This is a genomic window from Sphingosinicella sp. CPCC 101087 (assembly GCF_004151485.1).
Taxonomy (GTDB): domain Bacteria; phylum Pseudomonadota; class Alphaproteobacteria; order Sphingomonadales; family Sphingomonadaceae; genus Allosphingosinicella.
The window spans coordinates 162220-175133 of record NZ_SBFF01000003.1; the positions used below are offsets into that span (position 1 = coordinate 162220).

A 12914-nucleotide genomic window follows, 5' to 3' on the forward strand; every position below is an offset into this window, starting at 1 on the left:
ATGAGCTACGCGAACTGCCGTACCCGCTTGCCGGTCCGTTCGTCGATCGTGACGATAGCGCTGCTCTCGGCCGCTGCCGGCTGGGCGCAGGCCCCGGAACCTTCGCGGCCCGCCGACGAGGCCGCCCGGCCGGCCGGCGACGCTGCGACGGACGACAGCACGATCGTCATCACGGGCAGCCGAATCCGCGGAGTCGAGGCGATCGGATCCAACGTCATCGCGGTGGATCAGGAACGGATCGCCCAGACCCCGGTTCTCTCGACCAACGACCTTCTGCGCCGCGTGCCGCAGGTCGTCTCCCTCGGCGCCAACCGCCAGGGCGGGACGGCTCAGAACGGCGCGGCCAATGCGACCCGCGGCGCCGGAATCAACCTTCGCGGCATCGGCACCAACGCTACCCTGCTCCTTTACGACGGCAAGCGCTTCCCGCCGCAGGGCACGCAGGGTCAATATACCGACCCCTCGGTGCTGCCGGCCATCGCCTTGGCCCGGGTCGAAGTCGTGGCCGACGGCGCCTCGGCCATCTACGGGTCGGACGCCATTGCCGGCGTCGTCAACTTCATCCTGCGCAAGAATTTCGACGGAATCGAGCTGCGGGCACGGTCCGGCTTCACCGAAGAAGGCCATGACGAGCAGCAGCTGGCGGGAATCGCCGGCTATGACTGGGACAGCGGCTCGGTGATGCTTGCGGCCGAATATACCCGCAACTCGCCCTTGTGGTCGGACGACCTCGACTTCTACCAGGCGGACAACCGGTTCCGCGGGGGGCGCGATCTCCGCCCCACCTTCTGCAATCCGGGGACGATCAGCGTCGGCGGATCGACCTATGCGATCCCGCGCGGCGGCGTCTCGCCCGCCAATGTGGGCGACCTCGTCGCGGGCACGGCCAATCGCTGCTTCTACGAGACGGCGGTCATTCCGAGCCAGGAACGCATCAACGTCGTCGCGGCGATATCCCAGGACATCGGGGAGAGGATCCGGGTCTTCGCTGACGGATTCTATTCCTACCGGGATGGTATCATCCCGGCGAACAACACCTTCACGGCCACCGTGCCGAGCACCAATCCGTTCTTCGTGTCGCCGGTGCCGGGCGCGACTTCGGTCAACGTGACCTATTCGCTCGTTCCGGAACTGGGATTGTCGCTCAATCCCTATCGCGGCGAATCCTGGAACGTCATGGGCGGCGTCGAGGCGGACCTGTTCGCCGACTGGGTCGGAACCGTTTATTACTCGCACGGCGAATCCGAGGACGTGGCGGATCGGCGGCTCGGCGTGAACAATGCCGCGCTCAACGCGGCGCTTGCAGACACCAATCCCGCCACCGCCCTCAACGTCTTCGGCGGTCTCAACAACCCCGAGACGCTTGCGCGGATTCGCGACAACTTCTTCATCATCACCGGCCGGACCCGGCTCGACGTGGCGAACCTCCAGCTCGACGGGTCGGTCTTAGACCTGCCCGGCGGAGCGGTGCGCCTCGCAGTGGGTGGAGAATATCGGAAGGAATACACCTTTACCGACCTGATCACGGGCAGCAGCGCTTCGCAGACGAGCACGGCCGACAGCGGTTCCAGAAACGTGAAGGCGGTGTTCGGCGAGCTCTTCGTGCCCATCGTCGGGAGCGCCAATGCGCGGCCCGGGCTGCAGGAACTCTCCTTGTCGCTGGCGGCGCGCTACGAGCATTACAGCGACTTCGGAGACACGACCAATCCGAAACTCGGCCTGACCTACCGGCCGTTCCGCAGCCTGACGCTTCGGGGCACGTACGGAACCTCGTTCCGGGCGCCGACCTTCACCGAGGTTTCGACGGTCGGCGGCGGGGCCGGTCTCTATTACGACACGCTTCCGTTCACGGCCGGCAACCTGACCGGAATCGGCATTGCGGGCGGAAATCCGGACCTTCAGCCCGAGACGGCGACGACCTGGTCGGTGGGGGCAGAGTTCGCCCCGCGGGGACTCGGGCTGGTCGCGACCGCCACCTATTTCGACATCGACTATAAGGACCAGATCCAGGCGCTCCGCGGGACGCCCGGGATACTCACCAATCCGCTCTACGCGTCGTTCGTGACCCTGAACCCGACGCCCGAGCAGGTCCAGGCCCTGCTCGACTCCGGCCTGCCGATCAACTCGGCGATCAACCCGTCGCTGGTGCAGTTCATCGTCGATGGTCGCCGGCAGAATCTGGGTCGGTCACTGGTCAGCGGAGTCGATTTCGGCCTCACCTATCAATGGGAATGGGGCGATGTCGGCTTCGATGTGGGCGCCCAGGGCACCTATTTCACGCGCTACAAGTTCGAGCCCGTCCCGGGGGTCGGGGCCTCCGACGTGCTCGGCACGATCAATTTCAGCCAGAAGTTCCGCTCTCAAGCGGATCTCGGCGTCCGCTGGGGAGAATTCCAGGGGCGCGTGACGTGGAACCATCTCGCAGGCTACCGCAACACGACGGTGAATCCGGTCCAGCAGGTCGGCGACTATGACACGGTCGACCTGTTCCTTGGATGGGACATAAGCGAACGGTTCCGCTTCTCGATCGACGTGCGCAACCTGTTCGACGAGGATCCTCCCTTCGTCGACAGCGCGACGGGATACGACCCCCAGTCGTCCAACCCCGTCCCGCGTCTGATCTCGGTCACGGCTGGGGTCCGGTTCTGATGCGCGGGTTCAAGGCGGGGACGATCCTGGCAGCGGCGGGCCTGGCGCTCGCTTCGGCCGCTGAGCCGGCCGCCGCCCAGGACTGCTCCCGTCTCGAAGGCCGGCATCCTGGGTCGGTGACCGTGGTGCGGGCGAGCGAGGTGCAGGCTGCGGGTGGCTGGACCCCGGTGCCGGCGGCGGAGCAAAGATGGCCCTCCGTCCAGGTTTCGCTCTGCCGGGTCGAGGGCGTGATCGAGGAGAATATCGGCTTCGAGCTCTGGCTACCCTTGCCGGCGCGCTGGAACGGACGGCTGCTGGCCGCCGGGGTGGGCGGGCCTGCCGGCTTCTTCAACTATGGAGACATGAGCCGGCGCGCGAATGAAGGGTTCGCCACGGTCAGCACCGACAGCGGGCACAAGGCGTCGAACGACCGCTGGATGGCCGACCCGCAGGCCCGGGTCGATTACGAGCATCGGGCGACGCACCTCACCACCGTGGCGGCGCGCGAGCTCGTTCGTCGCTTTTACGGTCGGGAGGCGACCCGGCGCTACTTCCTGGGCTGCTCGGGCGGTGGGCGGCAGGGCCTCAAGGAGATGCAGAACTATCCGGACGATTATCACGGCATAGTCTCGGGCGCCCCCGGACCCAACATGCCGCTGAACTCGATCAGGATGATGTGGTTCTCGCTGCTCCAGAAGTGGCAGCCGCAAGCAGCGCTGAACGATTCGGACTGGGCCCTCTACGAGTCGGCGGCGACGCGCGCCTGCGACATGACCGACGGCCTGAGCGACGGGATCATCGGCAACCCTCTGGCCTGCAGCTTCGACACCACGACCCTGCTCTGCCCGGAGGAGGAGACCAGGGGCTGTCTCACGCCGCAGAAGCTCGCCATGCTCCAGGCGATCATCGCGCCGATGCCCGACGAGAAGGGGCGGCCGATGGACGACGGGCTGTTCCCAGGGGTCAGGACCCGGCCCGGACCGCCTTCGCCGCTGCTGCGGGCGATGTGGGCGGATGCCGTGTACGACGATCCCGAGTGGGACGAGGACCGCTTCCAGCGCACCCGCGACCTCGAAGCCGTCTACCGGACCATGCCCGAGCTGCGGGCCGACCGCACCGACATCGCGCCCTTCATCGCCGCTGGCGGCAAGGCGATCATCTATCAGGGCTGGCAGGATCCCTCGGTCGTGGCGGGCCCGACCATCGACTATTATCAGGCGCTGGCCGCCGCCAATGGCGGAGTCGAAGCGCTGGCCGAAGCCGTCAGGCTGTTCCTCGCGCCGGGCATGCTTCATTGCCGCGGCGGCCCCGGCGCCGACCAGTTCGGCGGGTCGGGACAGGAGACGGCGTCTGGAGATCCCTCGCGGGACATATTGTGGGCGCTGATCGCGTGGGTGGAGCAGGGTCGTCCGCCGGACACCATCGTCGCGCGGAAGATTGAGGATGGCCGAACCCGGTTCGCCCGGCCGCTCTGCCGCTTTCCGCAAAGCGCCCGCTATGACGGGAGCGGCGATCCGAGCGAAGCGGGCTCGTTCCGCTGCGCGCCCGACCCGCAGCTCACCCGATACGGTGCGGCGGAGCGATGAAGATCCTCCTCCTCGCCCTGATGGCGCTGGCAGGAAGCCAACCGGCTACCGAGAGCGCGACCGCCGAGGGCCGGACGCCGGCAGGGGGCCGATGGGCTGCGGAATATCCGGCGAACTGGAACGGGACCTTGCTCCTGTGGAGCCGCGGTTATGGCAGCAGCGACACCGTCGCTACCGCACCGCGCGGGACCCGCGAGCTGCTGCTGCGCCGGGGATATGCGCTTGCGGGGACCGAATATTCCGCCTCGGGATGGGCAGTCGAGGAAGCCGTGCCCGACCAGATCGCGACGCTGAAGGCGGTGAGCGAGCGGTTCGGACCGCCCAGGCGGGTCATCGCCTGGGGCGCCTCCATGGGTGGCCTGATCACGATCGCGCTCGCTGAACGGCACCCCGACCGCTTCGTCGGGGCACTCAGTTCGTGCGGATCCATCGGGGGCTCGATCGGAATGATGAACATGGCGCTCGATGGCGCTTTCGCGTTCAAGACCCTGCTCGCGCCCGAAAGCGACATCCGGCTGGTCGAGGTCGACGACGACAGGGTGAACGCCGCGCGGGTGCGCGCCGCGCTCGAGGCGGCGCAGCGAACGCCCGCGGGGCGGGCGCGGATCGCGCTGGCCGCAGCCTTGGCGGGGCTGCCGCACTGGACGGATCCCCGGGCGAGCGAGCCCGCCGAGGGTGATCATGCCGAGCAGCAGAGGCAGGCCGCGGCCGCCTTCGTCTTCGGAACCTTCCTGCCGCGTGTGGACCAGGAGAAGAGGGCGGGGGGCATCTTTTCATGGAATAGCGGCATCGACTACCGCGCCCAGCTTCGGGCCAGCGAGCGCTACGCGCATGTCAGCGCCCTCTATCGCGAGGCCGGTCTCGATCTGGAAGCGGATCTGGACCGACTCAATGCCGCTCCCCGCATCGCCGCCGACCCGGTGGCCGTTGCCTATATGCGGGACAATTACGTTCCCAGCGGGCAGCTCCGGATCCCGGTGCTGAGCTATCATGAGATCGGCGACGGAGCGACTTCGGCCCGCCTTCAGACCGCCTATCGGGATATCGTCCGTCGCGCCGGCCGCGAGGACATGTTCCGTGCAGCCTGGGTGAGGCGCGCGGGACATTGCGGCTTCGCCGCGGCGGAGCATCTCGCCGCCCTGGAGGCGCTCGAGACCAGGATAGCCATTGATCGCTGGCCGGCGTCCCCGGAGCGGCTCAACGACCTGGCCGAGAAGGTCGGGGAGGGCGAGGGACGCTTCACCCGCTTCCGCCCGCCGCCGCCGCTCCGCCCCTGCAGCGCATTCGAGAGGATTTGCCGATGAAGAGTCTGATCGCCGCATTCCTGCTCGTGGCTGGCGAGCCGCAGTCCGCCGGCTCGGGGCCGACGCCCGCCATCATGGTGTCCGAAGCGACCCTCCCCACCCATACCGTCTATCGCCCCGCGAACCTCGATCGGGGCGACCGCCTCCCTCTGCTCGTCTGGGGCAATGGCGGCTGCGTCAATCTGGGCAACAGCGCCGCCGAGTTCCTGACCGAAATCGCATCCCACGGCTATCTCGTGGTCGCCGTCGGGCCGATCGGCTCTCCGCCGGCGAGGGCGCCCCGTCCCGCATCTGCCGAAACGCCTCGTCCGCACGATCCGGACGGTGTCTGGCGGCCGCAGACCGACACCAGGGCGATGATCCGCGCGATCGACTGGGCGCTCGACGAGAACAGCCGGACCGACAGCCCCTATCGGGGCCGGATCGATCCCACGCGCATCGCCGTCGCCGGACACAGCTGCGGAGGGCTGCTCGCGCTCGACGCCAGCCGCGATCCGCGCGTGACCACGAGCCTGATCATGAACAGCGGGGCCCTCAACGATGGCACGCACCCGCAAGGCGTGGAGGTCACCAAGGCCTCGCTTCAGCAGATTCACGGGCCAATCCTCTACGTGACCGGCGGACCGGATGACGTGGCCCATCCCAACGCGGTCGACGATGTCAGCCGGATCCGGCACGTGCCCGTCGTCCTGGCATATGACGCTTCCGGCCATGGCGGCACCTATCGCCAGCCGCGCGGCGGGGCCTATGCCCGAATCGCCGTGGACTGGCTCGATTGGCGGTTGAAGGGCGATGCCGAGGCCGCGGCTGCCTTCCTGGAAGGCGGCCGGCTGCGCAGCGATCCGGCCTGGACGATCAGGCCCGGCCAGCCCCGGAGGGAATGAGCCGCAAGGCGTCTCCGCCGGAAAGGCGATATTCGGAGCTTTGCGGCCGGCGGGGAGCCCTTTCGCAAGTGCGGCGACTTCCACGGCCGACCCGTGCGGCCCGTTCGCCGGACCGACCGAGACCCTTCCCCCTTTCCGCCGCAACGTCTTTCGCCTTCACGCCTCCCCTATCTCGCGCTAGCGCCGACTCATGTGTGTCCTGGCCTTCGCCTGGCGAGCCCATCCGCGCTGGCACCTCGTGGCCGCCGGCAATCGCGACGAGCTTCATGCCCGTCCCGCCGCGCCCCTCGGGCGCTGGGACGACGGCAGCGGGATCATCGCCGGTCGCGACCTGCAATCCGGCGGCAGCTGGATGGGCGTTTCGGAGCAGGGACGCTTTGCCGTGGTGACCAACTTGCGAGGCTACGGTCCGCCGCAGCCCAAGCGGGTTTCGCGCGGTGCGCTGGTCAGCGATCCGCTCGCCGGCCGGGGCCGCTTCGCCGAGCTCCGGACGGACGAACTCGCGGCCTTCAACCCGTTCAACCTGATCGTGGCCGACGGCGATCGCGCCGATTTCCTGACCAATCGTCCCGAGCCCCTTCGTCGCCGGCTGGAACCTGGCGTCTACGGCCTTTCCAACGGACCCCTCGACGCGCCCTGGCCGAAGACGCTGCGGCTGAAGGAAGGGCTGAGCGCCTGGCTCGATGAACCCCATGCCGGGACCGAGGCGCTGCTCGCCCTTCTCCGCGACGATAGCCTGCCAGCCGACGCAACCGAGATTGCGCCTTCGGACGTGCCTGACGAGCCGCCGCTTTCATCCATCTTCATCCGCCATCCGCTGTACGGCACACGCTGCAGCACGGTCGTCGCCGTGGACGACCAGGGCGAGGGCCTCATCGTGGAGCGCCAATACCGCGGCGACGGCGAGGCGGACGGAGACACGAGCCTCGCCTTCCGCTGGGACATCTGAGGGCCGGAGCGCGATCCTGCAGCGCAGGCGCCGCATGCCACGCAATTCCCATCGCCGCCGTGCCGGGCTATGGCGTCGGCACCCATTCGAGGAGAGACGATGCGTAAGGTGACCATCGCGTTGCTGGCGGTTTCGAGCGCGGCCTGCGCAATGAACCAGACCCAGCCGCCCGCCGGACCGGCACCCGCCGCTGCCGCCGAGGCCGGCTACGATCTTGCGGCCCAGCGGGCGCGCTTCGCCGACATCAGGATGGAGCCGGACGTGGCCTTCCTCAACGCCGAGGAAAGGCAGGTCGTGAACCTGCTCATCCAGGCGGCCGACCTGATGAGCGAAATCTATCTGCGCCAGGTCCATGCCCGCAATCCCGAGATCCGCTCCGCGATCGAGCGCAGCCGGCGCGCCGATCGCGACGCCTTGCTCGCCATGTTCGATCTTCATTTCGGGCCTTGGGACACGCTCGCCGAACATCATCCCTTCTGGGGTTCGGAACCGGCGCCGCCCGGGGCCGGCTTCTATCCCGAGGACGTGACCCGCGAGACGTTCGAGGCCTATCTCGCCGCGCATCCCGACCAGCGCGAGGCGCTGACCAGCCCCTATACGGTGGTGCGGCGCGACGGCGACCGGCTGGTCGCCATACCCTATAGCGAGGCCTATCGCGAATGGCTCGAGCCGGCGGCGCGCCTGCTTGAACAGGCGGCGCAGACGACGAGCAACGAAAGTCTGAGCCGCTTCCTCCAGCTCCGCGCCCAGGCCTTCCGCACCAACGATTATTATGAATCCGAACTCGCCTGGATGGACCTAAGCGGGACGCCGATCGAGCCGGTGATCGGACCCTATGAGGTCTATACCGACCGCCTGCACGGCACGAAGACCGCGTTCGAGGCCTTCATCACCGTCAAGGATCCCGAAGAGAGCGCCGCGCTCGACCATTACAAGGCCTTGCTCCCCGACATGGAGCGCAACCTCCCGGTCGAGGACCGCTACAAGAATTTCAACCGGCAGTTCGATTCGCCGATCCTGGTCGCCGATCAGGTCCATGGCGGCGGCGACAATGTGCCCGGTGTGCAGACCGTCGCCTTCAACCTGCCCAATGACGAAAGGGTGCGGGAGACGAAGGGCGCGAAGAAGGTGATCCTGGCCAACGTGCTCGGCGCCAAATATGATCGCATCCTGGCGCCGATGGCCGAGTTCGTGCTCGTCGCCGACCAGGCGCCGCTGGTGACCCGCGAATATATGACGATGGAGACCCTGTTCCACGAGCTGTCGCACAGCCTCGGGCCCGGGACCATTACCGTCGACGGGCGACAGACCACGGTCAACGAACGTCTGCGCGACGTCTATTCGGCCAGCGAGGAAGCCAAGGCCGACGTCATGGGCGTCTACAACATCCTCTACATGATGGAGCGAGGCGAGCTTCCGGCCGCCGAGCGCGAGCAGGCGCTCGCCACCTATCTGGCGGGGATCTTCCGCGCCGTCCGCTTCGGAACCGAGGAGGCGCACGGCCGCGGCGCCGCCGTCCAATATGCCTATCTGCGCGAGAAAGGCGGCTTCGCCTGGGACGCTTCGGCCCGGCGCTTCCGGATCGATTACGACCGGCTGGAGAGCGGCATCAGGGACCTGGTCGCCGATCTCGTCCGGCTTCAGGGCAATGGCGATTATGAGGGCACGCGCGCTTTCTTCGAACGCTATGCCCGGCTTGACGCCGAGGCGAATGCGGTGCTTGCCGCGACCGCCCACATCCCGACGGACATCCGACCCATTTACCCTAAGCGCATATAGATGGCCGGCGCGGAGGACATGGACCGCCTGCTGGCCGAAGTGCTGGCGGCGACGGCGCCTCTTCGCGGCAGCGGCCGCGTCGCCACCTACATTCCGGCGCTGGCTGACGTCGATCCGAACCGCTTCGGAATCGCCTTCGCCGATGGGACGGGCGAGGTGCACGGCGCCGGCGATTGCGACGTTCCCTTCTCGATCCAGTCCATCTCGAAGGTGTTCACCCTGGCGCTGGCGCTGGAGCGGGTCGGACCCGCTTTGTGGGACAAGGTGGGGCGCGAGCCGTCTGGAAGCGCGTTCAATTCGATCGTCCAGCTCGAGCACGAGCAGGGCAAGCCCCGAAATCCGCTGATCAACCCCGGCGCGATCGTCGTCACCGATCAGCTGGTCGGCGATGGCGGCGCGGATGCGGCGATCGACCGGCTGCTCGCCTTCCTGCGCGTCGAGGCGGGCGACGGGAGCATCCGGGTGGACGACGCGGTGGCGGCTTCCGAAGCGGCGACCGGCGCCCGCAATCGAAGCCTCGCCTGGTTTATGAAGAGCTTCGGTATCCTCACCAACGACGTCGAGACGGTGCTGTCGGCCTATTTCCGCCACTGTGCGCTGGCGATGAGCTGCCGGCAGCTCGCCCGCGCCGGCCTGTTCCTCGCCTTCGACGGCCGCGATCCGTGCACGGGCCGGGAAGTGGTCGCCTGGCACCGGGCCCGCCGCATCAACAGCGTGATGATGCTGTGCGGCCATTACGACAATTCGGGCGAGTTCGCGTTTCGAGTCGGGCTGCCCGGCAAGAGCGGGGTCGGCGGCGGCATCCTGGCCGTCGCTCCGGGCCACGGGACGATCGCGGTCTGGTCGCCGGGGCTCAACGAAGCGGGCACGAGCGCGGCCGGCGCTGCGGCGCTCGAAGCGCTCGTCGAGCGCACCGGCTGGTCGGTCTTCTTCTGAAGTGGATTGGGCGCGCGGCGCGTTCGTCGCCTGCGACCGCCCTTTCGTCGGACGGCCGGGGCGGCGGTCGAACCGATCCGCAGGCTTCGTCGCAATCCTGATGTCCTGACCGCTGCCGCGGCCTAGCCGGGGCACCCGCGGCGGCTGCCGCCGGAAGGGAGATCGAGATGACCGCCGAAGCGTTCCGCACCGCCTCGACCTGCGTCGCCGCCATGTTCGTCGGCGCGATGATGCTGACGGTCGCGACTTCGCCGCTCTTTGCCTAGCGCCGCGTCCGGGAACGCCCCGGACGCGCCCGCCGGCGGGCGATCCCGACTCCTTCGCGCGACAAACAAACGTTCGACCCGGCCCGCGGTTCGGCTATAGCGCGGCGCATCGTCACGAGGGAGGGTCCCCACCTTGACCGACGCCGCCACCGCCTTGCTGCTGGCGCGGCTGCAGTTCGCCTTCACGGTGAGCTTTCACTTCATCTTTCCGGCCTTCTCGATCGGCCTGGCCTCCTATCTCGCGGTGCTCGAAGGGCTGTGGCTCAAGACGGGGCGCGACCGCTATCTCAACCTGTTCCGCTACTGGCTGAAGATCTTCGCCATCACCTTCGCGATGGGCGTCGTTTCCGGGATCGTCATGTCCTACCAGTTCGGAACCAATTGGTCGGTCTTCTCGGACCGCGCCGGCCCGATCATTGGGCCGCTCATGGCCTATGAGGTGCTGACCGCCTTCTTCCTGGAAGCCGGCTTCCTGGGCGTGATGCTGTTCGGCATGGACAAGGTCGGCAAGGGTCTGCACTTCGCCGCGACCCTGATGGTCGCCGTGGGGACCGTAATCTCCGCCTTCTGGATTCTCAGCGTCAACAGCTGGATGCACACGCCGGTCGGTTGGGCGCTGAACGAGGCCGGACAGTTCGTTCCGGCCGCGGGCTGGCTCGAGATCATCTTCAATCCGAGCTTCCCCTACCGTCTCGTGCACACCGTCACGGCCGCTTACCTGACCACCGCTCTGGTCGTCGGTGGGGTCGGCGCCTGGCACCTGCTGCACCGCCGCGACACGCCCGAGGTGCGCAAGATGTTCTCGATGGCGATGTGGATGCTGGCTCTGGTCGCGCCGGTGCAGATGGTCGTCGGAGACCTTCACGGGCTCAACACGCTCGAGCACCAGCCCGCCAAGGTCGCGGCGATGGAGGGTCATTTCCGCAGCTATCCGGACGGCGCACCGCTCATCCTGTTCGGAATCCCGGATTCGGAGCGGGAGACGGTCCATGCCAGCGTCGAGATCCCGCATCTGTCGTCGCTGATCCTGCATCATGACTGGAACGCCCCGGTAAAGGGCCTCTCAGCTTATCCTCCCGACGAGCGGCCGCCCGCCGGAATCATCTTCTGGTCGTTCCGCATCATGGTCGGCCTCGGCCTGCTGATGTTCGGCCTCGGGCTGCTCAGCCTTTGGGCGCGGTTGCGCAAGCGCCTGTACGACTGGCCGCTGCTCCACCGATTCGCTCTGGTGATGGGCCCGGCGGGATTCGTCGCCGTGATCGCCGGCTGGGTGACGACGGAGGTCGGCCGCCAGCCCTGGGTGATCTATGGCCAGCTGCGCACGGCCGATGCCGTATCGCCGATCGCCGCGCCGGCCGTCAGCGCATCCTTGCTCGCCTTCGTGATCGTCTATTTCACCGTCTTCGCCGCCGGGACCGTCTACATCTTGCGCCTGATGGCGCATGCGCCGCACGCCGGCGAGACCGGCATCGCCGGCGCACCGATCCGCACCGCCGGAATCACCCCGGCGCCATCGGTGAATGAGCGCGGCGCCGAGACGCGGCCGGACCGTAGCGAGGAGGCGTCATGATCGACCTCACCATCATCTGGGCCTTCATCATCGCCTTTGCGGTGGCGGCTTATGTCGTGATGGACGGATTCGATCTCGGAATCGGAATCCTCTTTCCCAGCTTCCCGGTCGGCCGGGAGCGCGACCAGGCCATGAACGCGATTGCGCCGGTGTGGGACGGCAACGAGACCTGGCTGGTCATGGGCGGCGGCGGCCTGCTTGCCGCTTTTCCCCTGGCTTATGCGATCGTGCTGCCGGCGCTCTATGCGCCGCTGATCGCGATGCTGCTCGGCCTGGTCTTCCGCGGCGTCGCCTTCGAGGCGCGCTGGCGCGATCCCGGCCATCGCCGTTGGTGGGACGTCGGCTTCTTTGGAGGCTCGCTGGTGGCGACCTTCATGCAGGGCGTCACCCTCGGCGCGCTCCTCCAGGGCATCACCGTCGACGGACGGGCCTATGCCGGCGGGTGGTGGGAATGGCTGTCGCCGTTCAGCCTCCTGACGGGCGCCAGCCTCGTGGCCGGCTATGCCCTGCTCGGCGCCTGCTGGCTGATCTGGAAGACGAGCGGACCGCTGCAGGACAATGTCCGGCGCTGGGCGCGGCGGCTGCTGCCGGCGCTGCTGCTCGCCATCGGGGCGGTGAGCCTCGCGACGCCGTTCGTCGAGCCGCAATATTTCTATCGCTGGTTCGAATGGCCGGGCATGCTGGTGACCGTCCCGATGCCGTTGCTCGTCCTGTTCGCGGCCTGGATGTGCTGGCGGGCGCTGTCGCGGCCGCGCGATGCCGCGCCCTTCCTCTGGGCGCTCGCGCTCTTCCTGCTGTCGATGGTCGGGCTCGGCGTCTCGATCTGGCCGGACGTCATTCCGGGCCGCGTCACGATCTGGGAGGCTGCGGCGCCGCATTCGAGCCAATTGTTCATGCTGGTCGGCGCCGCCATCCTCGTGCCCGTCATCCTCGTTTATACCGGCTGGGCCTATTGGGTGTTCCGCGGCAAGGTCGGCGAGGAGGGCTACCACTGACGCCATCGCCGCGCCCG

The 12914-nt window shown here is 67.9% G+C and carries 9 protein-coding genes; all 9 read left to right on the plus strand.

The genetic code is table 11. The annotated features are described in order from the left end of the window. The 9 genes from EKM57_RS06045 (at position 1) to cydB (ending at position 12897) form a co-directional block, all read left to right on the plus strand. Complete coding sequence (locus EKM57_RS06045) at positions 1–2649, plus strand: TonB-dependent receptor (RefSeq protein WP_243450910.1); 2649 nt, start codon at positions 1–3, stop codon at positions 2647–2649. Further along, positions 2649–4214, plus strand: coding sequence for a tannase/feruloyl esterase family alpha/beta hydrolase (locus EKM57_RS06050; RefSeq protein ID WP_129791589.1), 1566 nt, complete (start codon positions 2649–2651; stop codon positions 4212–4214). The genes EKM57_RS06045 and EKM57_RS06050 overlap by 1 nt, the downstream gene beginning before the upstream one ends. Then, complete coding sequence (locus EKM57_RS06055; RefSeq protein ID WP_129791590.1) at positions 4211–5518, plus strand: prolyl oligopeptidase family serine peptidase; 1308 nt, start codon at positions 4211–4213, stop codon at positions 5516–5518. Before EKM57_RS06050 ends, EKM57_RS06055 begins: the two co-directional genes overlap by 4 nt. Beyond that, on the plus strand, positions 5515–6402 hold the full coding sequence (locus EKM57_RS06060; protein WP_243450911.1) for a hypothetical protein: 888 nt from the start codon (positions 5515–5517) through the stop codon (positions 6400–6402). The genes EKM57_RS06055 and EKM57_RS06060 overlap by 4 nt, the downstream gene beginning before the upstream one ends. 190 nt (positions 6403–6592) lie before the next feature. Next, positions 6593–7351, plus strand: coding sequence for an NRDE family protein (locus EKM57_RS06065; protein WP_129791591.1), 759 nt, complete (start codon positions 6593–6595; stop codon positions 7349–7351). 99 nt (positions 7352–7450) lie between these two features. Then, a complete protein-coding gene (locus EKM57_RS06070; protein ID WP_129791592.1) occupies positions 7451–9130 on the plus strand; it encodes a hypothetical protein in 1680 nt (559 codons plus the stop codon). Then, complete coding sequence (locus EKM57_RS06075; protein ID WP_206185313.1) at positions 9131–10066, plus strand: glutaminase; 936 nt, start codon at positions 9131–9133, stop codon at positions 10064–10066. Between the two features lie 399 nt (positions 10067–10465). Beyond that, a complete protein-coding gene (locus EKM57_RS06080; RefSeq protein WP_129791593.1) occupies positions 10466–11902 on the plus strand; it encodes a cytochrome ubiquinol oxidase subunit I in 1437 nt (478 codons plus the stop codon). Then, positions 11899–12897, plus strand: a complete 999-nt coding sequence (gene cydB / locus EKM57_RS06085) for a cytochrome d ubiquinol oxidase subunit II (RefSeq protein WP_129791594.1) — start codon at positions 11899–11901, stop codon at positions 12895–12897. Before EKM57_RS06080 ends, cydB begins: the two co-directional genes overlap by 4 nt. The last annotated feature ends 17 nt before the right edge of the window (positions 12898–12914 follow it).